We start from the raw sequence: 25771 nt of genomic DNA, 5'->3' as shown, positions 1-25771 counted from the left end.
TGAGAGCGCTCTCACGTTGTGTGCTCGTGGGCCGGCGCGGTGCGCTGGCACCCGTCAGCGGCTGCGGCCCAGGAGCACGTCGACCCCCACACCCACCAACGACACGAGCGAGACGCCGCCGAGGACGACCCCCGCGGTGGCCGGATCGATCATGCCAGCCGTCTCGGGCGGCGAGGCCGTCAGGAACACGAGCGAGGCCACGCCGGTCACGAGTCCCGCGAGCGACAGGAGGACCTGCCGTACCAACCCCGACAGCATCCTGCGGTCACGCCGGTCGGCGAGCACCCGGATGTTGATGCTCAGCTCGCCGTTCTCCAACGCCGCGCCGATCCGGTCCACCCGCCGCGGGAAGCGCCGCATGCCGGGCAGCATCGACAGCATCTCCGTCGTCAGGTTCGACATCATCGCCTTCGGCGCCATCTGGTCACTGATCTGCTCAGCGGCCAGATGGCGCGATTCGTCGAGGAGGTCGAAGTCGGGAACGGTGGAACGCAAGGCGCCGTCGAGGATCGCGAAGCCGCGGAATGCAGCGACGAACTCGGCTGGCACGAGGAGCCCGTAGCGCGTGAGGACGGCGACCAGTGCGTCGACCGTGGCGACGTCGACCCGCGCGCCCGGACCCAGCTCGTAGGCGATGAACGCGCTGATGTCCCGCCGGAACGCCGTCTCGTCCTCCGGGTTCCGCAGCGTGCCGAGCGTGAGCAGTCCATCGCCGATGAGTTCGGTGTCCGACTGCAGGTAGGCGATCAGGAGCTCCTGCGTCGTCTCCCGGAGTCGGAGGTCCAGGCGACCGACCGAGCCGAAGTCGACCAGTGCCGGCCGCCCATCCGGCAACAGCATGATGTTGCCGGGGTGGAGGTCGGAGTGGTACACGCCGTCGAACACGATCTGTCGGATGAACGCGCGCAACACCGTGCGCATCGCCGGTTCGAGCTCTGCCGGTGCGGGGCCGGGGCGGGCGTTGATCGCCGTGATGGTCTCACCGTCGAGATATTCCATCACGAGAATACTGTCGCTGGAGAGATGGTCCACGAGCTCGGGGAGATGGAGCTCTCCGGCTCGGGCGCTGCGCTCCTGCATGGCACGGAGGGCCAGCAGGTTGCGGGCCTCGAGCCGGAAGTCGAGCTGCCTGAGGAGGTCAGCGGCGTACTGCTCGGCGACAGCCCGAGACCCCATCATGCGCGCCCTCGGGGACGTGCGGTCGACGAACCGCATGAAGCGGAGGGCGATGTCGACGTCGCGGTGCACCTCCTCGACGATCCCCGGACGCAGCACCTTCACCGCGACGGCGCGACCGCCCGGCAGGATCGCGCGATGGACCTGACCGATCGACGCCGCCGCGACCGGTGTCTCATGGAACACCGTGAACACGTCGGCGAGCGGGCCGCCGAACCGGTCCTCCAGCATCGTCCGCACCTCGCCCCACGGGGCGGGCTCGACGTCGCGCTGCAGTTTCGAGAGCGCGTCGACCCATTCGACCGGAAGGAGGTCGGACCGGGTCGAGAGCAGCTGACCGAGTTTCACGAACGCACCGCCGGCTTCCTCCAGCGCACGCCGGAACCCCTCCGCCTGCTGCGCGCGCAGCGCCGAACGTTCGGGTGCGGTCGTGAAGTCGAGTCTGCGCCACGGGAGGACGCCGTTGCGGCGGGCGATGCGCATCAACTGGGTGAAACGTCGGCCGTGGCTCAGGACGGAGTGCGTCTGACGGGTGCGGGGGCCGCCGCCGAAGGGGCGTTGCTCTCGGTCGCCGGCGAGTGTCGGTCGAGGACCCGTCATGCCGTCGTCCTGCCCATGCCGCCGCCCGTCCCTGCTCGAAATGGCGGACGATACCCGCGTTCCACCGCTCCCAGCATGCCCTGTTCATGTGCGTTCCCGCTGAGAACACGACGGATGGAGTCCAGAGCCCCCGAGCTGTCGTATGCTTGTGCGTGCAAGGGGAGTACTCCCACGCGACATGCCCGTCAATACGGATCCACCGTCGGATCCCGGGGTGTCGGCTCTCATCGAGAGTGGAGGAGACTTTGGTCCGATCGTCGTATCGGTACCTCGTGTTCACCGACCCCTTGGAGCCCCCATGGCCGTCACGCCTCTTGTCTGGATCATCACCATCGCGGTGACGATCGCCTTCTTCGTCTACGAGTTCTTCGCTCACGTGCGCAAGCCGCACGAACCGAGCATCGCCGAGTCCGCGCGCTGGTCGATCTTCTACATCAGCCTCGCGCTGCTGTTCGGTGTCGGTATCGGCCTCGTGTCCGGCTGGACATACGGCGGCGAGTACTTCGCCGGGTACCTCACCGAGAAGGCGCTGTCGATCGACAACCTGTTCGTCTTCCTCATCGTGATGACGGGCTTCGCCGTCCCGAAGGCGTATCAGCAGAAGGTGCTGATGATCGGCATCGTCATCGCGCTCATCATGCGTGGTGCGTTCATCGCCGCCGGTGCGGCGCTCATCGAGAACTACTCGTGGATCTTCTACCTGATGGGCGCGCTCCTGCTGTTCCTCGCGTACCGTCAGGCGTTCAGCAACCACGAGAGCGACCCCGCGAACGGCAAGGTCGTGAAGTTCGCTCGGCGTATCCTGCCGATCACCGACGACTACCACGGCGACCGCATCTCGGTGAAGATCGACGGCAAGCGCTGGTTCACACCGATGCTGTTGACGATCGTCGCGATCGGCTTCATCGACCTGGTGTTCGCGGTCGACTCGATCCCCGCGATCTTCGGGCTGACGGAGCAGGCGTACATCGTGTTCACCGCGAACGCCTTCGCGCTCATGGGCCTGCGCCAGCTGTTCTTCCTCATCGGCGGACTGCTGGAGCGCCTCGTCTACCTGGCGCAGGGTCTTGCCGTGATCCTCGCGTTCATCGGTGTCAAGCTCGTGTTCCACGCGCTGCACGTGAACGAGCTGCCGTTCATCAACGGTGGGGAGCACATCGACTGGGTGCCGGAGATCCCGATCTGGTTCTCGTTGCTGTTCATCGGCGCGACGATCGCGGTGGCGACGATCGCGAGTCTCGCGAAGACCCGACGCGACGAGGTCAAGGCGCTGCAGGGCTGACCCGGCGAGCCGAGCCCTGCGGCGTCGGCGTACGTGTCAGCGCCAGCGCGGTGCGCTGAACCGGGCGCGGGGCCGTGCGCGTTCGCGCGGGTGATACGACACGAGCGCGGGTCTCTGGAGACCCGCGCTCGCGTCAGTGGGGCGCGCTCGGTCCAGCGCACCGCGCTGGCAACCGGCGAACGGGACCTAGGGGCGCTGGTCGGGGGTGATGATCCGGTTGGAGGCCGTGTCAGGAGCCAGCTGCGAACCGGCCAGCTCCGCGGCACGCTGCGCGGCGAGCGACAGTTCGTCCTCCTCCACGATGCGCCGGTCCTCGGCGTCCTCCGCAGCCTGCGCGTCCGTCCGCTCCTGCAGGGCCGACTTCGACCGCAGCGGCGGTGCCTTCAGGAACCAGCTGAGTGCGAACGCCACGGCGACGACCGCGAAGCTCACCCAGAACACGGTGACCGTCGCGTCGGCGAAGCCCGTGAGGAACGGCGCCGCGAGGTCGTGGTTCGCCCCGACGAGGAACGAGGTGTCGCCGTCGAGCGCGCTCCCCACCGAGCCGCTCCCGGCCTGCGCCTCCTGCAGCACCTTGAGGATGCCCGCGTTGGCCGGGTCTGCCAGGACCGCCGGGTCCTGCGACGCCGCCTGCAGGTTCGCGAGCAGCGTCTTGTCGGCGAAGGCCGCAGCGATCGTGTCGGGGATGCGCGTGTAGAGCACGGAGAAGATGACGGCCGTGCCCAGCGTTCCACCGATCTGACGGAAGAACGTCGATGAACTCGTCGCCACCCCGATGTCGCGTGCCTCGACCGCGTTCTGGCTGGCGATCGTGAGCGTCTGCATGAGCTGACCCAGGCCGAGGCCGACGAGGAGCATGCCGCCCATCATCCACCACACCGGCTTGTCGGCCGTCGCGAAGCTGAAGTAGAAGAACCCGCTCAGCAGCAGGAAGGTTCCGACGATCGGGAACGCCTTGTACTTGCCGGTGCGCGCGATGATCTGCCCGCTCGCGATCGACGAGATCATGAGGCCGAGGATCATCGGGAGCATCAGCAGACCGGATTCGGTCGGCGTCGCGCCCTCGACGAGCTGCAGGAACAGCGGCACCGTCATCATCGCGCCGAACATGCCGAAGCCGACGAGCACACCCAGGATGGTGGCGACGCGGAAGGTGGAGTTCTTGAACAGCTTGAGCGGGATCAGTGCGTCGTCGCCCATCGCGCGCTCGACGAGGATGAACGCCACGATGCCGGCGACACCGATCGCGTAGCAGGCGATCGAACCGGCCGAGGCCCAGCCCCAGATGCGACCCTGCTCGGCGACCAGCAGCAGCGGGACGACGGCGAGGACCACGGTCGCCGCGCCCCACCAGTCGATGCGCACGCTGTGGCGCGTGTGCGGGATGTGCAGGAAGCGCAGGACGATTGCGAGCGCGATGACACCGATCGGCAGGTTGATGAGGAACACCCAGCGCCAACCGGTGATGAAGAGGAGCTCAGGGGCGCCGGCGAACAGCCCGCCGATGAGCGGACCGATGACGCTCGAGACGCCGAACACGGCGAGGAAGTACCCCTGGTACTTCGCGCGCTCACGAGGGGCGAGCATGTCGCCCATGATCGTGAGCGGCAAGGCCATGAGGCCACCTGCGCCGAGTCCCTGGATGGCGCGGAAGATCGCGAGCTCGTACATCGAACCGGACATCCCGGCGAGGAGCGAGCCGATGAGGAAGATCGAGATGGCGATGATGAACAACGGACGGCGACCGAAGATGTCGGACAGTTTGCCGTAGATGGGCGTCGAGACCGTCGAGGTGATGAGGTACGCCGTCGTGACCCAGGCCTGGAGGGCCATGCCGTCGAGGTCGTCGGCGATCGTACGCATCGAGGTGCCGACGATCGTCTGGTCGAGGGCGGAGAGGAACATGCCGGCCATGAGGCCGAAGATGATGAAGAGGATCTGACGGTGGCTGAGGATGGGAGCGGACGCCTCGGGTTTCGCCGAGGATGGGGTGCTGGATGACATGCGGTCTCGTTCGACTCGGGGCGCGCCGATCGGTCGGCGCCGTAGCGGCAGGGATTTTGCGTAGTGTGCAAACTTACACCCGCCGCAAGTTGAGCGGCAAGCCAGCCGACGCTCACACGTAGAAGTTCACCGAGCGTTGCCGAACGGCGCCTCAGCCGGCGTCGAGTCGGGAGTCCAGGGCCGAGAGGTAAGCCAGTGTGTCGTCGAGGGCGACATGTGCTTCGTCGAGGTCCAGGTGGAACTGGTACTCGTGCGGGAGCGCGGGTACGTGGTTCGCCGACCAGAACACTTCGGTCACCGGCACGTCGGCGGCCTTGAGGGCCCGGCTCATCGGGATGGACTGCAGCCAGGTGAGGGCATCGCCGTTGCCGCCGCTGATGTAGGTCGGTGGGAAGTCGGACGTGACGAAGTCGATGGTCGACATCGTTGCGCCGGTCGACGATGACGACCAGTCCTTCGTGCCCGCATACGCCCACAGCGCGACCTTCAAACCCCATGCCTCGATGCCGTTCAGTTCGGCCATCGCCGGCAGATCGTAGACGCCGCAGTTGAGGATGACGCCGACGAGTTGGTCCGCGTCGACACTCGGCGTGATGCCCAGGAGGTGCGCGTACTCCGGGTTGGTGGCGAGGACGGCCATCTGACTCGCGAGTTGCGCACCGGCCGAGTCTCCGGCGAGCACGAGGCGGCCGGGGTCGCCGTTCCACTCGGAGGCGTGCTCGGAGATGTAGCCGAGTGCGGCATCGAGCTGGTTCACCGCCGTGGGGTAGACGGCCTCCGGTGCGATCGAGTAGTTGACGCCGATCGTGGTGTAGCCGGCTGCAGCGAGGATGCGGAGGTAGGGCTCGACGTTCTCCTTCTCTCCGGAGATCCAGGCGCCGCCGTGGATCCACACGATGGTGGTGAGCGGCGTCGTACCGTCGGCCGGCGTGAAGACGTCGAGCGTCGTGTCCGTCTGAGGCCGTCCGTCGGCCGGGGGTGCGTAGGCGATGTCGCGGTACTCTGTGAGCTTCGTGTCCGGCACGTACGGTTCCATCTCGGCGACGGTCGCAGCCCCACCCTTCTCGAACACGGCGCGGATGAGCATCGCCGACGGCCACGGCGTCACCGAAGCGACGATCGCGACCGCCAACCCGAGACCGAGGACGACGCCCGCGGCGACCACGAACCGACGAGCACGGGGCCGCCGACGATGTTCCGGGGTGTGCTCGGTCGGCGCTGCAGTCATCAGTCGGTCCCCTCGTCCGTGCGGCTCGCTGTCGCCAGTGTGGCAGAGGCGGAGTCGGCGTGGCGCGATTAGGCTCGACCTGTGACGTCCACCCACCAGCCCTCCCACCGCCGCCCGGTGTCGCCGCGCGTGCGGCGCAATCGCACCATCGCGTTCGGCATCCTCGCCGCGGCACTCGCGATCCTGCTGGTCGTGCTGGTCGTGAACATCGCGGGTGGTGCGACCCCGAAGCCGGTCGCCGCGACGAAGACTCCGAGTGCGACGCCGTCCGCCACGCCCACACCGACCCCCACACCGACGCCGACGCCCACTGAGACGGTGCCACCGCCACCCCCGGCGTTCGACAAGGCCGCCTTCTCGATCGACGACCCGCTGAGCCCCTGGGTCGTCGTGAACAAGACCCGGCCCCTGAACCCTGTCGACTACACACCGCCGGACCTCGTCTCCGTGCCGGTCGCACACACCTGGGACCCGCTGCTCCGCGCCGAGGCGGCCGCCGGCATCGTGCAGATGTTCGACGCGGCCGCGAACGAGGCCGGTCTCTCGCTCGCATCGAACAGCGCCTACCGCAGCTACTCGAGCCAGGTGTCCGTCTACAACAGTGAGCCGGACGACGCGACGACCGCTCGGCCCGGCTACAGCGAGCACCAGACCGGGTGGACGATGGACATCGGTGCGGAGAGCGGCAACTGTTCGCTGAACACCTGCTTCGGTGACACCGCAGAGGGCCAGTGGCTCGCGGCGAACGCCTACCGCTTCGGGTTCCTGCTCCGCTACCCGGCCGACAAGGTCGAGGTGACGGGCTTCTCGTTCGAGCCCTGGCACTACCGCTACATCGGCGTCCCCCTCGCGACCGAGATGCACAACACCGGTGTCACCACGCTCGAGGAGTTCTTCGGACTGCCGGCCGCGCCGGGGTACCTGAACTAGCTGTCGCCCCGGTCACCGAGCTGGCGCCCCGGTCACCGAGCTGGCGCCCCGGTCACCGAGCTTGTCGAGGAGTGCCCGTCGACAGGCTCAGAGACCGGGGTCAGCCCTAGGCGCCGAGGGCTGCGTCGACGATCTGCTTCGCCTCGGACTGCACGAGCTTCAGGTGCTCGGCGCCCTTGAACGACTCGGCGTAGATCTTGTAGACGTCCTCCGTGCCGGACGGGCGTGCAGCGAACCATGCATGCTCGGTGACGACCTTGACACCGCCGACGGCAGCGTCGTTGCCGGGGGCGTGGCTGAGCTTCGCGATGATCGGATCCCCGGCGAGCTCCGTCGCGGTGATGGCGTCGCCGTCGAGCTTGCCGAGGCGTGCCTTCTGCTCCTTCGACGCCGCGGCATCGACGCGCTCGTACACCGGGTCGCCGAAGCGCTCGGTGAGTTCGCGGTAGAGCACCGATGGCGTCTTGCCGGTGACCGCGAGGATCTCGGCGGCGAGCAGACACAGCAGGATGCCGTCCTTGTCGGTCGTCCACACGGTGCCGTCGAAGCGCAGGAAGCTCGCGCCGGCGCTCTCCTCCCCGCCGAAGCCGACGGACCCGTCGACGAGACCCGGCACGAACCACTTGAACCCGACCGGCACCTCCCAGAGACGGCGACCCAGCGAAGCTGCGACGCGGTCGATGACCGACGAGGAGACGAGCGTCTTCCCGATCGCGGCGTCCTCCCGCCAGCCCGGACGGTTCGCGTACAGGTAGTCGATCGCGACGGCGAGGTAGTGGTTTGGGTTCATCAGCCCCGCGTCCGGCGTGACGATGCCGTGACGGTCGGCGTCCGCGTCGTTGCCGGTGAGGAGGTCGAACTCGGAGCGGCGCGCGACGAGCGCCGCCATTGCGGACGGCGACGACGGGTCCATGCGGATCTTGCCGTCCCAGTCGAGCGTCATGAAGCCCCAAGCGGGATCGACGTGGGGGTTCACGACGGTGAGGTCGATCTCGTACCGGTCGGCGATCGCCTGCCAGTAGTGCACGCTCGCCCCACCGAGCGGGTCGGCGCCGATGCGGATGCCGCTGCGCTTGATCGCGTCGAGGTTGATGATGTGCTTGAGGTCTTCGACGTAGTTGCCGCGGAAGTCGTACGTCTCGACGGCCGAGGGTTCTGCCATCTTGACCTCGTGCAGGCCGCCGGCGATGAGTTCGTTCGCGCGGTTCGCGATCCACGAGGTGGCGTCCGAGTCGGCAGGGCCGCCGTGCGGCGGGTTGTACTTGAACCCGCCGTCGGCAGGCGGGTTGTGGCTCGGGGTGACGACGATGCCGTCGGCCTGATCGCCGTTGCCCTCGGCGTTGTACGTGAGGATCGCGTGGCTGAGGGCCGGGGTGGGGACGAAGTCGTCGAATTCGTCGACGAGGACCCGCACACCGTTCGCGACGAGGACCTCGAGCGCGGTGGTCTGGGCCGGGCCGCTGAGCGCGTGGGTGTCGGATCCGATGAACAGTGGACCGGTGATGCCCTGGCTCGCGCGGTACTCGACGATCGCCTGCGTGGTCGCGGCGATGTGGTCCTGGTTGAACGCCGTGTTGAGCGAGGAGCCGCGGTGGCCGGAGGTACCGAACACCACCCGCTGCTCGGGGATCGAGACGTCGGGCTTCAGTGTGTAGTACGCGTCGATGAGCGACGGGACGTCGATCAGATCAGCTTCGGTGGCGGGGGTCCCTGCACGATCGTTCATCGTCCCAGTCTGGCAGGAACGAGGGCGGTCAGGAAGGAGCTTGACCGGAGCCGGGCGGTGATTCCCGACGGATCGGTGGGAGTCGATCGATCCTGCTCTGGTCGGCGTCAGGGAGTGGAGACGAGGGCGGCGGCGGTCGCTGAGGGCGAGGACGCGGTGACATCGGACGCGACGCCGGCGGCGCTGGGCCTCGCGGCGGTTGGCGACGTGATGTCGGGGACCGCGTACGACTTGCCCGTCACGATGCGTTGGATCGCGTACAGGCTCTCCGTCGCGGGACCGAGGTACTTGCCCTTGTCATCGGAGTTGTCCGACCCGACCGCGTTGTGACCGTTGACGGCACCGAGCCGCTCGCCGTCGCCCAGCGTGAGCCCGTCGGATCCGAACACCGTCGCGCCCCACGAACTCACGGCGGGGTTCGCGCGGCCCGAGAGCACCTGGCCGAGCCCTGCGAGCGTGTCCGCACTGGCCTGCGAGGCGTAGACCCGGCTCACCGGCACGTGCAGGTCGTCGATGGACACGGTCGTCGGGATGCCGGCGGAACCGAGCATCACGAAGTTGTCGACGTGGTAGTCGGCGGACGCGAGCGCGAGCGAGGCCGTCGCCGTGCCGTAGGAGTGGGCGACGACACTCAGCTGCGAGGCCAGGCCACGCGCCGTCCGGAAGGCGTCGTAGCCGGCGAGGACGGCCGCGAGCAGCGGAGCGCCCTCGATCGCCCGGTCGTTCGACGGCACTTCGAGGGCGCTCGGGCTGTGTGCACCGATCCAGAGGATCACCGCGCTGTCCGGGGACGCCGTCTGGATGCGTTTCGCGCCGCGTAGGTAGTCGTCGAGCTCGAGCGCGCTGCTGTTCATGCCGGGCACGAGCACCGTCACATACGTCGCGACGTCGACATCGCCCACGGCGACCGCGACCCGCGGCGGGCCGGAGCCGGCCGCCTGCAGCGAGACGAGGTACTCGGGCTGGAGACGCGTGGCCGCGGCGGTGGGCGAGTAGCGCTCGACCAGCAGCTTGATCGCCTCGAGGCGGGAGAGTGTCGTCGCGAGTGCGGACGAGGCCGTCTCGCCGTCGACCTGGTCGGCGCCGGTCGTCATCGAACGGTACGTCGCCTCGGTGTCGGCGAGGAGACCCGCGAGCCTGGAGACGTTCGCCGTCGCGCGGTCGGTGTACGCGACACCCTCCAGGTTGCCGATGATCGCGGGGAAGCCCGTCATGAGCAGCGCGCGGTAGCCGGGCGTGAACTCGGTCCAGAGCGTCGCGACCTGGGTCGCCGACATCGCCCCGAGGGTCGTCGCAGCGGCGCTGAGGTCGCCGGCGAAGGCGGTCGTGAACTGCGTCGCGGTCATCGTGGGGACGGTCGACGCGGCTGGCGCGAAATCTGCAGCCGAGGACGTCGTCGAGGTCGCGGTCGGAACATGCGTGACGGTGACGACGCCGGCGAGGATCGCGGTGACGGCGGCGGCGATGACGACGGTCTTGACGAGGGTCGCGCGAGCGCCGGAGAGGCGCCGTCTCGTCCACTCCGGAGCGGTCCAGCGGGGCGCGGTCCACGACGATCCGAGGGTGAACGAAGCGTCCGTTCCGGCCGCGAGGGTCAGGCGCGGAACAGACCGCGAAGCGGCGTCGGCGAAGACACTCGTCACGTCACTCCCATTCCTGTCGCAGCTCGTCGGGTGGAGCCATGCGAGACACCGGATCACGCCTCGAGTCGAGGATGCTCGACCGGCTGGTGCTCGCATCCCCACGCGAGCGGCAGCGCCCAATACACCCTTGTATTCATTGTGCCGGGATTGGCGTGTTTTGAATAGCTCAAAGGGGATGGTTTCGCACCCAAAACGGGGCGTTTTTCCTCTGAATCGGCCGAATGTGACCCGCACGGGAGCCAAGCGAACCTCGACGGGCGTGTCGCGAAGTACACGGTACGCTCGGATCATGCCAGCATCGCCCTCGACCGACGACCTCCGGAGCTACAGTTTTCTCGGCCCGAGCGGGACGTTTACCGAGGTCGCGCTGAGTCAGGTGGAGGAAGCCAGGGGGCAGATCTGGAAGCCCGTCAGCAACGTCGGCGAGGCGCTCGGAGATGTGCTCGCCGGCCGCAGTACGGCCGCCGTCATCGCCATCGAGAACTCGGTCGACGGTGGTGTCTCGGTGGCGCAGGACGCCCTCGCGACGATGCCGGGTCTGCGCATCGTCGGTGAGGTGCTCGTGCCGGTGAACTTCTACCTCGTCGCGCGTCCTGGCACCCGCTTCGAAGACGTCCGCGTCGTCAACGCACACCCCGTCGCGTACGGGCAGAGCCATCTGTGGCTGGACGCGAACCTGCCGTCACATGGACACATCCCGGCGGCGAGCAATGTCGCGGCGGCAGCCTCGCTGTTGGACGGCACGTCGATCGCCGATGCCGCCGTCGCCCCGCCCGGCATCGTCAACCACTACGACCTCGAGGTGCTCGCGGAGAACATCGGCGACAACCCGAACGCGGTGACCCGGTTCGTCGTGGTGAGCCGTTCTCGGGCGATCCCGGAGCGCACCGGTGCCGACAAGACCAGCCTCATCGTCGAATTGCCGAGTGACGAGTCGGGCTCGCTGCTCGGCATGCTGGAGCAGTTCTCGACCCGTGGGGTGAACCTCAGCCTCATCGAGTCCCGCCCGATCGGCGACGCCCTCGGCCGCTACCGCTTCGTGATCGACGCCCTGGGGCACATCGAGGACGAACGCATGGCCGACGCGCTGCTCGGTCTGCGGAGGTTCAGCCCCAACGTGATCTTCCTGGGGTCCTACCCGAGCGCCGACCGCACCGCCGTCGACTACCACTCGCGCTACAACGACGCGGTGTTCATCGAGGCGCGGGACTGGCTGCGCGGGCTGCTGTCCGCCGAGCCGCAGGACTGACCGCACCGCTCGTCGCGCACAACTCCTGCGGGTCGCCGGGATGCGTCCCACCCGACCGTATGGGCACTGCCGCGCAGACGACTCGCAGGCGCTGCGCTGACGACCTGCAGGAGTTGTGTGCAAGAAGCTGCCGGTTCGGTTCAGTCGACGATGTCGAGACCGTGGGCCCGGAGCCGCATCCGGTCGCTCGTGAGTGACGCGAGCAAACGCTCATTCGTGCCGCGGATGTGCGTCGCGACGAGGAGTGACGCTCGATCGGCGTCCCGCCCCCGGACCGCGTCGAGAATGGCCTGGTGCTCGGTGGCGGCCTGCTCGCGCGCCTCGGTCGTGCGCACCTCGAGCCAGCGGGTGCGGGCGAGACGTGTCATCGCGCCCCGGACCCCGTCGGCGAGGAGCCGGTTCCCGGACAATGCTGCGAGCTCCTCGTGGAAGTCGCCGCCGACGCGCAGGACGGACTGCGGATCGTCGGGTGTGCGTCTCTCGAGGAGCGCGAAGACGACGTCGAGTTGCTTGTCGGACGCACGCTCGGCCGCCAAGCGGACGGCCGCCGTTTCGATGGCCTCGCGGTATTCGGCGATGAGCCCGATCTCGTGGAGGTCGATGGGGGCGACGATCCAGCCGCGGCCCTCCCGGCGGGCGAGGCCTTCGGTGCCGAGGCGGTCGAGCGCCGCCCGCACGGGGGTCCGGGACGCTTGGAACCGTTGCTCGAGGCCACGTTCGGTGAGCGCCTGACCCGGCGTGAGTTCCAGGGTGAGGATCGCCGAGCGCAGACGCTCATAGAGGTGTGTCGTCTGCGACGGGGTGCTCATGCTGATCCGATCGTCGAGCTTGGTATACCAAAATGGTGTACCGTCATCGTACCAGCGGGACCAAGCGCTGCGGAAGGCGGGACCATGACGCACGGGACGTCCCCATCGACGAACGACAGGACCGCACCAGAAGCGCCCGCGACCCGCGCCGTCATGGCGAATGCAGGTCGTGCGTGGACCGTGCTCGGGCTCGGTGTCGCCGCTCAGACCGCCGGCACCCTGTTCGTCAGCACGCCCGCATTCCTCATCCCGCTCTTACATGCCGAACGAGGCATGTCTCTCGCGGAGGCCGGCGTGATCGCGGCGGCGCCGACCCTCGGCATGGTGCTCACCCTCGTCGCCTGGGGGTGGTTGGCCGACCGGATCGGCGAGCGGATCGTCATCGCGGGTGGTCTCGCGCTCACCGCCCTCGCAGCCGGCGGCGCGATCGCCGCTGACGCGCTGATCCCGACGCTCGGCTACGGCCCGCTCGGACTCTTCCTGCTGCTCGGTGGTGCCGTGTCGGCGAGCACGAACTCGGCAAGCGGACGCATCGTCGTCGGCTGGTTCCCGAAGGACCGACGTGGACTGGCGATGGGAATCCGGCAGATGTCGCAGCCGCTCGGTGTCACTGCCGCCGCCGTGTCCGTGCCGACCGTCGCGGCGACATCCGGGATCGCCGCAGCACTCCTCATCTCGTTCATCGCCACCGCTGTGCTGGCGCTCGCCTGCGCGATCGGGCTCCGGAACCCGCCGCGTGCCGTGGCTATCGTGCCGCCGGCCACCGACACGACGCCCAACCCCACGGTCGCACCACCGCGCAACCCCTATCGCGGCGACGGCTTCCTCTGGCGCATCCACGCGGTGTCGATCCTGCTCGTCGTGCCGCAGTTCACGCTGACGACCTTCGCCCTCGTGTGGCTCGTGAGCGACCAGGGCTGGGACGCCCTCGCCGCGGGTGTGCTCGTGGGCGTCTCGCAGTTCGTTGGCGCGGTGGGGCGGATCGGCGTCGGAGTCCTCAGCGACCGGGTCGGCAGTCGGGTGCGACCGCTGCGCTGGGTGGCGGTCTCCGCGGTGGTCGTCATGGTGCTGCTCGCCGGTGTCGGGTCCGTGCAATGGCCGGTCGCCGTCGCGGTCGCGCTCGTCATCGCGAGTTCCGTCACCGTCGCCGACAACGGACTCGCGTTCACCTCGGTGGCCGAGATGGCGGGGCCCGCCTGGGCAGGACGCGCACTGGGGGTGCAGAACACCGGGCAGTTCATCGCGGCATCGGTCGTCGGGCCAGCGGTCGGCGCGCTCATCGGCCTCGTCGGCTATCCGCTGGCCTTCCTCGCCGTCGCCGTCCTCCCGGCGGTCGCGATCCCGATCATCCCGAGCGAGGGCGCGGAGCACGACCACCTGTGATGTCGTCAACCGGCCAGAACCCGTGCGCCGTTTGACGGACATCGCGCGCAGCTGCCAGGCTGACCGAGGCCTCACGACGGCCGCGTACCTCCCCGCCGGCGAGACACGAACCCACGCTCCCGACCACCGTCGAGCGCCACTCGGAGACGTCCACCCGGCCGATCAGAAAGCACCACAGTGACCGGCACCACCACGCTCAACGACCCTGTCCACGCCGTCGCAGAGGCCGCCAAACGGCGCAACGCGAACGAACCCGAGTTCCACCAGGCGCTCACCGAAGTCCTCGAATCGATCAGCCCTGCGCTTCGCGAACACCCCGAGTACCTCGACGCCGGCATCCTCGAACGCCTCGTCGAACCCGAACGCCAAGTCATCTTCCGGGTGCCGTGGACCGACGACCAGAACCGTGTGCAGGTCAACCGCGGCTTCCGGGTGCAGTTCAACTCTGCGCTCGGCCCGTACAAGGGCGGGCTGCGCTTCCACCCGAGTGTGAACCTGTCGATCGTGAAGTTCCTCGGCTTCGAGCAGATCTTCAAGAATGCCCTCACCGCGCAGGGAATCGGCGGCGCGAAGGGTGGCAGCGACTTCGACCCGCACGGACGGTCCGATGCCGAGATCATGCGGTTCTGCCAGAGCTTCATGAACGAGCTCTACCGTCACCTCGGCGAGCACACCGACGTTCCCGCCGGCGACATCGGCGTCGGTGCCCGGGAGATCGGCTTCCTCTTCGGCCAGTACCGCAAGGTCACCAACCGGCACGAGTCCGGCATGTTCACGGGCAAGGGGGTCGGCTGGGGTGGAGCGGAGGTCCGGACCGAGGCGACCGGCTACGGCACGGTGTTCTTCGCCGACGAGATGCTCGCCGTGGACGGTCGGAGCATCGACGGCAGGCGGGTCGTCGTCTCCGGTTCCGGCAACGTCGCCACCTACGCGATCGAGAAGGTCCACCAGCTCGGTGGTACCGCCGTGACCGCGTCCGACTCCTCCGGCTACGTCGTGGACGACGCCGGCATCGACCTCGACCTGCTCAAGCAGATCAAGGAGGTCGAGCGAGGGCGGATCTCCGAGTACGCGGCTCGTCGCCCGGGTGCGCACTTCGTCGCCGGTGGCAGCGTGTGGGACGTCCCCGGTGAGATCGCGCTCCCGAGCGCGACCCAGAACGAGCTGAACGAGCGAGACGCGATCGCGCTCGTGAAGAACGGCGTGATCGCGGTCGCCGAGGGTGCGAACATGCCGTCGACGCCCGAGGCGGTTCGCGTGTTCCAGGAGGCCGGCGTGCTGTTCGGCCCTGGCAAGGCGGCCAACGCCGGTGGTGTCGCGACGTCGGCGCTCGAGATGAGCCAGAACGCCGCGCGTCAGCGGTGGTCGTTCGACGACAGCGAAGCGAAGCTGCGGGGCATCATGCACGGCGTGCATCAGGCGGCGTTCGAGGCGGCCGAGCGCTACGGGCGTCCCGGTGACTACGTGGTCGGTGCGAACACGGCGGCCTTCGTGAAGGTCGCCGACGCGATGCTCGCCCAGGGCGTCATCTAGCCGCAGCTTCGCCTGTGATGTTCGTGGTGATGCCAGCGCGGTGCGCTGCACCGGGCGCGGGTCACCGGCCTGAGCGCGGGCCTCTGGAGGCCCGCGCTCACGCGTGGAGGGTGCGGCGGTGGTCAGCGCACCGCGCTGGCGGCGGCTGCGCCGCGCTCGGTCCGACGAGGCGCGCGTGCACGAGCGCACCGCGCTGGCGGCGAGTCGGTAGCCTCGACAGGTGACCTCGTACCGCACGGACTCCGCCGCCCCGACCGCCGCTCTCCCCGGACAGGTGGACGTCGTCGTGATCGGCGCCGGCATCGTCGGCGCCGCCGCCGCACGCAGTCTCGCGGAGAGCGGACGCGGCGTGCTGCTCGTCGAACGGTTCGAGCGTGGGCACGACCGTGGCTCCTCCCACGGTGCGACGCGGATCTTCCGGCAGGGCTACACCGCCGACGACTACGTCGCGCTGACGACTGAGGCCGTGCACGCCTGGCGCGACCTCGAAGCGCGAACCGGGCGCACCCTCCTGGAGTCGACGGGCGCTGTCGACCACGGTGAGCCGGCGATGCTCGACGCGATCGAGGCGGCCATGACGCGCGGCGGCGTCGCCTCCGAACGTCTCTCGCCTGCCGCCGCAGCAGCACGTTGGCCGGGGCTCCGCTTCGACAGAGAGGTCCTGCACCACGCGAGTGGCGGACGCCTGCTGGCAGCGGACTCGATCGAAGCGCTGCTGGATCTCGCGGAGGAGAGCGGAGCGACGCTGCGATTCGGGGTTCGGGTGACGGACCTCGACCTGGTCGAGGGAACCGACGATGCAGCACCCGAGGCTGTCCTCGTGCACACCTCGGCCGGCACCGTCCGTGCCGCCCACGTCGTCGTCGCGGCCGGTTCGTGGGCCCCCGACCTGGCTGGACCGCTCGCATCCGCCGCCGGGACGCCGCTCCCCGCCATCGACGTCACGCAGGTGCAACCGGCGCACTTCCCGACTGAGCTGCCTGACGCCGCGTGGCCGAGTTTCGTGCACTACCCCGCCGATGGGTCCTCCGTCTACGGTCTGCTGACGCCTGGCGAGGGCGTCAAGGTGGGCCTCCACGGCGGCGCGGTCCATGTGCACCCGGACGAGCGCGACGGTCTCGCGGAACCCGGTGAACTCGCACAGCTCGTCGACTACGTCGCCGCCTGGGTGCCGGGGGTCGTCGCCTCCGAGCCCGCCACGATCAGCTGCCTCTACGACATCAGCCCCGACGAGGACTTCGTGATCGACCGGATCGGCCGGGTCGTCGTGGCGACGGGGTTCTCCGGGCATGGGTTCAAGTTCGGCCCCGTCCTCGGCCGGCTCATCCTCGACCTGGTCGACGGGCGGCCGCCGCACCCACGGTTCGCGCTCCAGGTTCCGTCTGCTGCGTAGCCGTCGGCGGGCAGGACGACGACGTCCGCTTCGACGCCATGCGCCCCGCTGCTGCCACCAGGCTGTTCGTTCACAGCCGGGCGCCGGTCACCACCCGATCGCCGCGCTGCCACACGGCCGCCGTCAGCGGGACGCCTGGACGGTAGGCGAGGTGTGAGATCGACGGTGCGTCGAGCACCTGGAGGTCGGCTCTGCCACCGACGCGGAGCGAACCGACCGCGTCGTCCCCGTGCTCCCGGCCCACCGCGACGGCCGCACCGCGAGTCGCCGCCCAGACGGCCTCGGCAATGGTGAGCCGCATCTGCAGCACCGCGGTCGCGACGCAGTAGCTCATCGACGTCGTATACGAGGTGCCCGGGTTGCAGTTCGTGGCGAGGGCGATCGAGGCGCCGGCGTCCACGAGTGCTCGAGCCGGCGGGAAAGGCTCCCGGGTCGAGAGATCGCACGCGGGCAGGAGCGTCGCGACCGTGGACGACCCCGCGAGCAGCGCGACGTCGGCATCCGAGAGGTGATTGCAATGGTCGACGCTTGCCGCACCCAGCTCGACCGCCAGCCGGACACCACCACTCTCGCCCAGTTGGTTGCCGTGCACGCGCGCGCCGAGCCCCGCGGCACGACCGGCGAGCAGCACCTCGCGGGACTCCTCGACGTCGAATGCGCCGACCTCGCAGAACGCATCGATGTAGGAGGCGTACGGAGCGACCGCGTCGAGCATCGGGCCCGTGACGAGATCGAGGTAGTCGCGGCGGTCCATGCCCTGCGGCACGAGGTGCGCGCCGAGGAACGTGACGACGTCCGCGACCTCGGCAGCGGCGCGGGCTGAGCGTGCCTCGCCGTCAACGTCGAGTGCGTAGCCGGTCTTCGCCTCGAGGAAGGTGGTGCCCTGCGCCCGCGCTTCCGCACGCAACCGTTCTGCGCCGAGGACCAGCTGATCCTCGCTCGCAGCGCGGGTCGCGGCGACCGTGGTGGCGATCCCGCCTGCCGCGTACCGACCGCCGGCCATGCGCGCCTCGAACTCCGCGGAGCGGTCGCCGGCGAACACGAGATGCGTGTGCGTGTCGACCCACCCGGGCAGCACCGCCCGCCCGCCCACGTCCGTGCACACGTCGGCGTCCGGAGCCTCACTGGCCGAACCGAGCCAGACGATGCGGCTGTCCTCGATGACCAGCGCGGCATCGGCGATCCGGTTGCCGTCGGTGTCCTCCGCGTTCTGTCCGGCGTTCGTCGTCAGCTCGGTGATTCCGGTGATGAGTTCGGTGGTCATCGGTTTCCTCCGTGGGCGGGCGTGGCCGTCCGTTTCGATGCTGCCAGCTCGGTGAGCGCGTCCGCGAGGAGGTGTTCCGGGCGTTCGTCAGTGCCGACGAGACGACCGTGCTCCGCGACGAGTCTGCCGCCGACGATGACGCGTTCGACGTCCGACGCGGTCGCGGTGAGCGCGATCTGCGCGGGGTCGCCGCCTGTGGTGCGCAGGCTCGTCGTGCTGACTTCGACGAGGTCGAGCGGGTCGCCGGCCGCGAGCGTGTGCCGCCAGAGGCCGAGCGACGCGTACCCGCCGGTGCTCCCCGCCCTGAGGAGTTCCGCCGGCGTGAACCGGCCCCGACGGCCAGAGGCGAGCCGTTCACCGGCCTCGAGGCCGCGGAGTTCGAGGAACGGGTCGACGACGGCGTTCTGGTCGGAGCCGAGGGCGATCCGTGCACCGGCGTCGGCCAGGCGACGTGCCGGTCCGATGCCGTCGCCGAGGTCCGCTTCCGTCGTCGGGCACATCACGACCGTCGCTCCCGCGCGTCCGATGGCGTCGATGTCGTCGTCGGTGAGATGGGTGGCGTGCACGAGACTGAGGCGTTCGCCGAGCGCGCCGAGCTCGGTCAGTACCCCGGTCGGGGTGCGCCCCGTGGCGACGAGGGTGTCGGTGTTCTCTTGCGGCTGCTCGGACAGGTGCACGTGCAGCGGGATGTCGGCGGGCAGTCCTGCGAGGATCGTCCGCATGGCGTCGACGGGGACAGCGCGCACGGAGTGCAGTGCCGCGCCGAGCATCACGAGTCCGGTCGAACCGTGGGTGGCGGTCAGCGCGTCCCGCAGGGCACGCCAGCGTGTGAGCCAGCCGTCGGCATCACCGTCGCCGAACGCCACTTGCTCGGCGAGGAGCGGCGTCGGAGGCCCGCCGGCCGGACCGATCCCGCTCGCGAGGTACGCCGTGTCGAGCAGGGTGAGTCGGATGCCGACCTCCACCGCCGCATCGGCCACCGCCGACTCCATCGCGTGCGCCGTCGGATAGGGCGAGCCGTCCGCCCGATGGTGCAGGTAGTGGAACTCGCCGACGGCGGTCCATCCGCAGACGAGCATCTCCCCGAAGACCGCGCGGGCCACGCGCCGGTAGTGTGCCGGATCGAGGCTCGCGGCCGCGGTGTACATGGCTTCGCGCCACTGCCAGAAGTCGCCGCCGTCGGCGTGCGTCCGCCCGCGCAGCAGCCGATGGAACGCGTGGGAGTGCGCATTGCCCAGACCGGGGACGACGGTGCCGAGACGTCGGTCACCATCCGCCGCTGGAACGTCGGGTTCGACGACCGTGATTCGGCCTGTGTCGTCGGACCGGAACCGCACGCGTGGCACCGCGATGCCGTTGATGATGGCGGTCGCGGCCCAGATCGGATCGGGGATGGTCGACGCGCGTCCGCCGGTCACAGGACGCTCCGCAGCAGAGCCTCGAGCGCCGTGACGCCTGCGACGCAGTCGGCGGCCTCGGCGAACTCCTCAGGAGAGTGGGAGACACCGGTGGGGTTCCGCACGAAGACCATCGCGGTCGGGACGGAGCCGGAGAGCACACCGGCGTCGTGACCGGCCCCTGTGGCGAGCAGTGGCACGTCGCCGAGGGTTCCGGAGAGTCGTGCGGCGAGGTCCCGATCGAATCGGACGACGCCCGACCAGGACTCCTCAATGAGGTCGACCGAGCAGCCCGAACCGGCAACGGCGCGTTGGGCGCGCGTCTCGATGTCGGCGACCAGGGCTCGGGTCGCTTCGTCGGTCGCCGCGCGGGCATCGATCCAGGCGTCGACCGCGGAGGCGATCACGTTGGTGCCGCCGGGCACGATGCGCAGGCGACCGACTGTCGCGCGGGCGTCGTCGGTCGAGAGCGCCGCCTCCTCGACGGCCAGCACCGCGCGTGCGGCGGCGACGACGGGGTCGCGGCGTTCACGCATGCCGGTCGCTCCGGCGTGGTTGCCCTGACCGGTGACCCGGAGGCGCCAGCGGCCGTGGGCGAGGATGGAGGAGGCGACGGCGACGGGGGCGTCGAGATCGATGAGGCCGCGTCCCTGTTCCACGTGCAACTCGATGAAGAGTCCGATGCGGGCGAGCATGTCATCGTCGCGACCGAGGTGGGCCGGGTCCAGGCCAGCAGACGCTGCGGCATCGGCGAAGCTCACGCCGTCCACATCCGTGAGGGCCCGGGCGGAATCCGCGTCGATCGCTCCGGACAGCAGCCGCGAACCGAGGCAGGCCACACCGAACCGCGACCCCTCCTCCTCAGCGAACACCACGACGGCGACCGGCCGCGACGGTCGGAAACCGGTCGTCTGCAGTCGCGCCACCGCGTCGAGCGCCGACACGACGCCGAGTGGGCCGTCGTAGGCGCCGCCACCGGGAACGGAGTCGAGGTGGCTGCCGGTGACGACCGCGTCCTGTCCGGGTGCTCCCCACCACGCCCACAGATTGCCGTTGCGGTCCGTCTCGACGTCGAGACCGAGTCCGGTCGCGCGTGCGACGAACCACTCGCGCAACTCGAACTCCGCAGGCGTCCACACATGCCGCGAGTAGCCTCCCCGGGTGGCGTCGACCCCGATCGTCGCGATCTCGTCGAGACCCGCCAGCCGCCCATGGGCGAGGAGCGGTCGAACGCTCACTCGCCCTCCCACATCGGGACGCGGAGGCCGCGCTCGCGGGCGACCTCGGCGGCTCGCTCGTAGCCGGCGTCGACGTGGCGCATGACGCCGGTGCCCGGGTCGTTCACGAGGACGCGCGAGATCTTCTCGGCCGCGAGATCCGTGCCGTCGGCGACGATCACCTGGCCGGCGTGGATGGAGCGCCCGATGCCGACGCCGCCGCCGTGGTGGATGGAGACCCAGGTCGCGCCGGACGCCGTGTTCAGCAGGGCGTTCAGCAGGGGCCAGTCGGCGATGGCGTCGGAACCGTCGGCCATCGCCTCCGTCTCGCGATAGGGCGAGGCGACGGATCCCGAGTCGAGGTGGTCGCGGCCGATGACGACGGGGGCGCTGAGCTCGCCCGACGCGACCATCTCGTTGAACTTCAGGCCGGCGAGGTGTCGTTCCTGATAGCCGAGCCAGCAGATGCGCGCGGGCAGTCCCTCGAAGGCGATCTTCTCACCGGCGGAGGTGATCCAGCGGCGCAGCTTCTCGTCCTCGGGGAAGAGTTCGAGGATGGCGCGGTCGGTCGCGGCGATGTCGGCGGGGTCGCCGGAGAGCGCGGCCCAGCGGAACGGGCCCTTCCCCTCGGCGAACAGCGGCCGGATGTAGGCGGGCACGAATCCCGGGAAGTCGAAGGCGCGCTCGCAGCCGCCGAGTTTCGCCTCGGCGCGGATGGAGTTGCCGTAGTCGAAGACCTCGGCGCCGGCGTCCTGGAAGTCGACCATCGCCTGCACCTGCTTCGCCATGGCCAGCCGAGAGCGGCGGGTGAAGTCGACCGGGTCGGCCGCGGCCTCGGTCTGCCACTCGGCGAGCGCGGTGTCCTCCGGCAGGTAGGCGAGGGGGTCGTGGGCGCTCGTCTGATCGGTGACGATGTCGATCGCGACACCGCGCCGGAGGAGCTCCGGGAAGACGGTCGCCGCGTTGCCGACGAGGCCCACCGACAGCGGGCGTCGCTCGGCCTTCGCGGCGAGGACGCGGGCGACGGCGTCGTCGAGGTCGTCGGTCATCTCGTCGAGGTAGCGGTGGTCGACGCGACGCTGGAGACGGCTCGGGTCGACGTCGACGATGAGTACGACGCCCTCGTTGAGCGTGACCGCGAGCGGTTGCGCACCGCCCATGCCGCCTGCGCCGCCGGTGAGCGTGAGCGTGCCGGCGAGGGTGCCGCCGAAGCGTTTGTCGGCGATGGCGGCGAACGTCTCGTAGGTGCCCTGGAGGATGCCCTGGGTGCCGATGTAGATCCACGAACCGGCCGTCATCTGCCCGTACATGGTGAGGCCCTCTGCCTCGAGCTTGCGGAACTCGGGCCAGGTGGCCCAGTCGCCGACGAGGTTCGAGTTGGCGATGAGGACCCGAGGCGCCCACTCATGGGTGCGGAAGACCCCGACGGGCTTCCCTGACTGCACGAGGAGGGTCTCGTCGGCCTCCAAGCCCTCCAGAGTGCGGACGATCGCGTCGTACGCTTCCCAGGTGCGAGCGGCCTTGCCCGTGCCGCCGTAGACGACGAGGTCTTCGGGGTGCTCGGCGACCTCCGGGTCGAGGTTGTTCATGAGCATCCGGAGCGGCCCCTCCGTCTGCCAGCTCTTGGCGGTGAGCGTGGTTCCGCGGGCCGCGCGGATGACGCGGGTGGTGGTCGAGTCGGTCATGCGCTCAGTCCACCGCGCGGGGCGGTCGCCGGTCGACCCGATCCCACCGCATATTGTCTGGCCGCCCAGACAGCCAGACCTCGATGCGGAGGGGCGTCGGTCAGGGGAGCTTGACCTGCAGCCCGCCGCGGTGGGCGTCGAAGGCGACCATCGTCGCTGTCCCGAACTCATCGCCGTCGAGCTCGAGGTCCTGAGCCTGCTCCACCCGCACCGTCAACGCCTCCGACCGCAGGTTCGTGATCGTGTTCCCACCACGGCCGCCCTCGGTGAACTTGATCATGCGTCGACCCACCGCAGTGCGCCGTAGCACCCGGTTCTCCCACGTGACCTTGCGCCAGACGAGCAGCCAACCGAACGCGCCCTTCGGCTGCAGCACCGCGACGTCGAGGAACCCGTCGTCCACCTCCGCATCCGGCATGAGTTCGATGCCGCCCTGCAGCGTGCCGCAGTTGCCGACGAGCACGGAGCTGACCCGAGCCGAGTGTTCACGATGTCCACGCAGTTGGTAGTGGATGCGGAACGGTTCGGCCGTGATGATCGACCGGAGACCCGACTCGACGTACGCGAGCCAGCCGACGGACTTCTTGAGGTCGGGGTTCGTGTTCGAGATCATCATCGCGTCGATACCCATGCCGGCCATCACGACGAAGGCGTGCTCCTCCTCCGCCCCGTTTTCCCGGGTGATCATGGCGACACCGATGTCGATCGCGCGCGTCTCGCCGTCGAAGGCGAGGTCGATCGCGGCACCCTGGTCGCTGAGCGGGAGCTTGAGGTTCCTCGCGAGCAGGTTGCCGGTACCGGAGGGGACGAGCGCGAGCGGGACCCCACTGCCACGGAGCCCCTGAGCGACGGCGCGAACGGTCCCGTCGCCACCCGCGGCCAGCACCACCGCTGCACCGTCGACGACCGCACGCTGCGCCTGTCCGCTGCCCGGATCCTCCACGCTCGTCTCGTAGAACCGAGGGGACTCCCAGCCGGCCGCCTGCGACCGGGTCTCGAGCGCACTCCGCAGCTTGGTCGCGTCCACCTTCACGGGGTTGTACACGAGCGCCGCGTGCCGGGATGTCGTCATGGCACAACGGTAGTGCCGCAGGGTCCGCCCGAGGAGCGTCATCGATAGACTTGGCGGGTGATCGATCCAGCCCTCCTCCGCGAACGTCCAGAAGTCCTCCGCGAATCGCAGGAGAAGCGAGGCTCGTCCGTCGAGCTCATCGACCAGGCGATCGCCGCCGACACCGCACGCCGCGCCGCGATCACGGGCTTCGAAGAGCTCCGCGCGGAGCAGAACGCGTTCGGCAAGCAGGTCGCCAAGGCGCCCAAGGAGGAGAAGCAGGCCCTCGTCGCCCAGGCGCAGCAGCTCGCCGCCCGCGTCAAGGAGGCCCAGCAGGTCGCCAATGAAGCGGAGGCGTACTTCGCCGACCTCGCCGGGCGCATCCAGAACCCCGTCGTCGACGGCGTCCCGGCCGGCGGCGAGGAGAACTTCGTCACCCTCCGCGAGGTCGGCGAACGTCCCACCTTCGACTTCACCCCACGCGACCACCTCGACCTCGGCGAGCTCCTCGGCGCGATCGACATGCAGCGCGGCACGAAGGTCAGCGGTTCGCGGTTCTACTTCCTCCGCGGCATCGGAGCGCGCCTCGAGATCGCCCTCATGAACCTCGCGCTCGACCGCGCGATGGAGGCCGGCTTCGTCCCGCTCATCACCCCGACGCTCGTCCGCCCCGAGATCATGAAGGGCACCGGATTCCTCGGCGAGCACGCCGACGAGGTCTACCGCATCGAGGGCGAGGACCTCTTCCTCACCGGCACGAGTGAGGTGGCGCTCGCCGGATACCACTCCGACGAGATCCTCGACCTCGAGCAGGGTGCACTGCGCTACGCCGGCTGGTCGACCTGCTACCGCAAGGAAGCCGGCTCCTACGGGCGCGACACCCGCGGCATCATCCGCGTCCACCAGTTCAACAAGCTGGAGATGTTCGTCTACACGAAGCCGGAGGACGCCGAGGCGGAGCACGAGCGCCTGCTGTCCTACCAGGAGGCGATGCTGCAGTCGCTCGGTCTCAGCTACCGCGTCATCGACACCGCCGCCGGCGACCTCGGCTCCAGCGCCGCGCGCAAGTTCGACGTCGAGGCCTGGGTGCCCACCCAGGACGCGTACCGCGAGCTCACGAGCACGTCGAACTGCACCACGTACCAGGCGCGCCGCCTCGACACCCGCTACCGCACCGAGTCGGGCAAGACGTCGCCGGTCGCGACCCTCAACGGGACGCTCGCGACCACGCGTTGGATCGTCGCGATCCTCGAGACCCACCAGCAGGAGGACGGCAGCGTCGTCATCCCCGAGGTGCTACGCCCGTACCTGGGTGGCCTCGACGTGGCGCGGCCGATCTGATGACGCAGGCCGAGTCGACCACGACCACGACGTCCCAGCTGCTCATCGCACTCGACGTCGACGGCACCGTGCTGCACGAGGACGGCTCGCTCAGCCTGTCCGTCGCCGACGAGGTCCGCCGCGTCGTCGCCCTCGGTCACGTCGTCACGCTCGCGACCGGTCGCAGCTGGGAGAGCACGCGCCCCGTCCTCGAAGACCTCGAACTCACCCCGGAGTACGTCGTGTGCGCGAACGGTGCGCTCATCATGAAGCGGAACGAGGCGGCGGAGCACGGCTACGAGCGCTTCTTCATGGAGACGTTCGACCCGAGCGAGGTGCTCGGCCTCATCAAACCGCACCTGTCCGAGGGCAGCTACATGGTCGAGTATCCGGACGGCTTCCGGAAGTACACGGTCGGTATGCAGGACTGGAACCTCGACAACGCCGTGGAGGTGCCGTTCGAGGAGCTCGTCACGAGCCCCGTCACGCGCGTCGTCGTCGTCTCGCCGAGCCACGATGAAGAGGAGTTCCTCCGCATCGTCGAGCGGATCGGTCTGAACCAGGTCAGCTACGCGATCGGCTGGACGGCATGGCTCGACATCGCGCCGAAGGGGGTCAACAAGGCGACCGCCCTCGAGCGGGTCCGCGAGTGGTTGGGCCTCGAACGGTCGCAGATGGTGGCGGTCGGCGATGGCCGCAACGACATCGACATGCTCGAGTGGGCCGGGGTCGAAGGACGCGGTGTCGCGATGGGCCAGGCGCCTGAAGAGCTGCTGGCTGTCGCCTCCGAAGTCACCGGCACGGTCACCGAGGACGGTCTCTCCCAGCTGTTGAGGAGCATTTCGGGTTAACATCGTCCAAAGCTCTGTGCTCGCACGCCT

19 protein-coding genes are annotated in these 25771 nt (G+C 69.4%); 8 read left to right on the top strand and 11 right to left on the bottom strand.

What is annotated here, in order from left to right:
• Positions 1-54: 54 nt before the first annotated feature.
• On the bottom strand, positions 55-1776 hold the full coding sequence (locus KXS11_RS09480; protein ID WP_437385316.1) for an ABC1 kinase family protein: 1722 nt from the start codon (positions 1774-1776) through the stop codon (positions 55-57).
• Positions 1777-2074: 298 nt separating this feature from the next.
• On the opposite strand from KXS11_RS09480, the gene KXS11_RS09475 reads away from it, so the two are divergent.
• Entirely contained in the window at positions 2075-3058 is a 984-nt protein-coding gene (locus KXS11_RS09475; RefSeq protein ID WP_437385315.1) for a TerC family protein, read from the top strand.
• Positions 3059-3244: 186 nt separating this feature from the next.
• Here KXS11_RS09475 and KXS11_RS09470 read toward each other — a convergent pair whose 3' ends face one another.
• Both KXS11_RS09470 and KXS11_RS09465 read right to left on the bottom strand, forming a co-directional pair.
• Positions 3245-5062, bottom strand: a complete 1818-nt coding sequence (locus KXS11_RS09470) for an MDR family MFS transporter (RefSeq protein ID WP_437385314.1) — start codon at positions 5060-5062, stop codon at positions 3245-3247.
• A gap of 151 nt (positions 5063-5213) precedes the next feature.
• Complete coding sequence (locus KXS11_RS09465) at positions 5214-6290, bottom strand: alpha/beta hydrolase (protein WP_437385313.1); 1077 nt, start codon at positions 6288-6290, stop codon at positions 5214-5216.
• Positions 6291-6371: 81 nt separating this feature from the next.
• Here KXS11_RS09465 and KXS11_RS09460 point away from each other — a divergent pair, with 81 nt between their 5' ends.
• Positions 6372-7220 (top strand): M15 family metallopeptidase, encoded by an 849-nt coding sequence (locus tag KXS11_RS09460; protein ID WP_437385312.1) that lies wholly within the window; start codon positions 6372-6374, stop codon positions 7218-7220.
• Positions 7221-7326: 106 nt separating this feature from the next.
• On the opposite strand, the gene pgm is transcribed toward KXS11_RS09460, so the two are convergent.
• Together pgm and KXS11_RS09450 are read right to left on the bottom strand one after the other, a co-directional pair.
• A complete protein-coding gene (gene pgm, locus KXS11_RS09455; protein ID WP_437385311.1) occupies positions 7327-8946 on the bottom strand; it encodes a phosphoglucomutase (alpha-D-glucose-1,6-bisphosphate-dependent) in 1620 nt (539 codons plus the stop codon).
• Between the two features lie 107 nt (positions 8947-9053).
• On the bottom strand, positions 9054-10589 hold the full coding sequence (locus tag KXS11_RS09450) for an alpha/beta hydrolase (RefSeq protein WP_437385310.1): 1536 nt from the start codon (positions 10587-10589) through the stop codon (positions 9054-9056).
• A 289-nt stretch (positions 10590-10878) separates the two neighbouring features.
• Here KXS11_RS09450 and pheA point away from each other — a divergent pair, with 289 nt between their 5' ends.
• The gene (pheA, locus tag KXS11_RS09445) at positions 10879-11838 is read left to right on the top strand and encodes a prephenate dehydratase (protein WP_437385309.1); all 960 of its coding nucleotides are present in this window, start codon (positions 10879-10881) and stop codon (positions 11836-11838) included.
• Positions 11839-11978: 140 nt separating this feature from the next.
• Here the strand turns inward: pheA and KXS11_RS09440 are convergent, their stop codons facing one another.
• Complete coding sequence (locus KXS11_RS09440; protein ID WP_437385308.1) at positions 11979-12647, bottom strand: GntR family transcriptional regulator; 669 nt, start codon at positions 12645-12647, stop codon at positions 11979-11981.
• An 84-nt stretch (positions 12648-12731) separates the two neighbouring features.
• Between KXS11_RS09440 and KXS11_RS09435 the strand changes: the two genes are divergently transcribed.
• From KXS11_RS09435 to KXS11_RS09425, 3 genes are all read left to right on the top strand, one after another.
• Positions 12732-14030: an MFS transporter gene (locus KXS11_RS09435; protein ID WP_437385307.1), complete on the top strand. Its 1299-nt coding sequence runs from the start codon at positions 12732-12734 to the stop codon at positions 14028-14030.
• Between the two features lie 177 nt (positions 14031-14207).
• Positions 14208-15563 carry an NADP-specific glutamate dehydrogenase gene (gene gdhA / locus KXS11_RS09430; RefSeq protein ID WP_437385306.1) on the top strand — a complete coding sequence of 452 codons (1356 nt, stop codon included), beginning with the start codon at positions 14208-14210 and terminating at the stop codon, positions 15561-15563.
• 220 nt (positions 15564-15783) lie between these two features.
• Complete coding sequence (locus KXS11_RS09425) at positions 15784-16956, top strand: FAD-dependent oxidoreductase (protein WP_437385305.1); 1173 nt, start codon at positions 15784-15786, stop codon at positions 16954-16956.
• Positions 16957-17026: 70 nt separating this feature from the next.
• Here KXS11_RS09425 and hutI read toward each other — a convergent pair whose 3' ends face one another.
• The 5 genes from hutI to KXS11_RS09400 form a co-directional block, all read right to left on the bottom strand.
• Positions 17027-18220 (bottom strand): imidazolonepropionase, encoded by a 1194-nt coding sequence (hutI, locus tag KXS11_RS09420; protein ID WP_437385304.1) that lies wholly within the window; start codon positions 18218-18220, stop codon positions 17027-17029.
• A complete protein-coding gene (locus KXS11_RS09415; protein WP_437385303.1) occupies positions 18217-19638 on the bottom strand; it encodes a formimidoylglutamate deiminase in 1422 nt (473 codons plus the stop codon). The genes hutI and KXS11_RS09415 overlap by 4 nt, the downstream gene beginning before the upstream one ends.
• Positions 19635-20855 (bottom strand): allantoate amidohydrolase, encoded by a 1221-nt coding sequence (locus tag KXS11_RS09410; RefSeq protein WP_437385302.1) that lies wholly within the window; start codon positions 20853-20855, stop codon positions 19635-19637. The genes KXS11_RS09415 and KXS11_RS09410 overlap by 4 nt, the downstream gene beginning before the upstream one ends.
• The gene (gene hutU, locus KXS11_RS09405; protein WP_437385301.1) at positions 20852-22519 is read right to left on the bottom strand and encodes a urocanate hydratase; all 1668 of its coding nucleotides are present in this window, start codon (positions 22517-22519) and stop codon (positions 20852-20854) included. Before hutU ends, KXS11_RS09410 begins: the two co-directional genes overlap by 4 nt.
• Before the next feature lie 100 nt (positions 22520-22619).
• Positions 22620-23591, bottom strand: coding sequence for a diacylglycerol/lipid kinase family protein (locus tag KXS11_RS09400; RefSeq protein WP_437385300.1), 972 nt, complete (start codon positions 23589-23591; stop codon positions 22620-22622).
• Positions 23592-23648: 57 nt separating this feature from the next.
• On the opposite strand from KXS11_RS09400, the gene serS reads away from it, so the two are divergent.
• Positions 23649-24911 (top strand): serine--tRNA ligase, encoded by a 1263-nt coding sequence (gene serS / locus KXS11_RS09395; protein ID WP_437385299.1) that lies wholly within the window; start codon positions 23649-23651, stop codon positions 24909-24911.
• Positions 24911-25741, top strand: a complete 831-nt coding sequence (locus KXS11_RS09390; RefSeq protein ID WP_437385298.1) for an HAD family hydrolase — start codon at positions 24911-24913, stop codon at positions 25739-25741. The genes serS and KXS11_RS09390 overlap by 1 nt, the downstream gene beginning before the upstream one ends.
• Positions 25742-25771: the final 30 nt, after the last annotated feature.

It is taken from the genome of Plantibacter flavus (assembly GCF_051487245.1).
In the GTDB taxonomy this organism is placed as follows: Bacteria; Actinomycetota; Actinomycetes; order Actinomycetales; family Microbacteriaceae; genus Plantibacter; species Plantibacter flavus_B.
The sequence above is the reverse complement of the archived record's forward strand: the minus strand, read 5'-3'. Positions and strand labels throughout refer to the sequence as shown.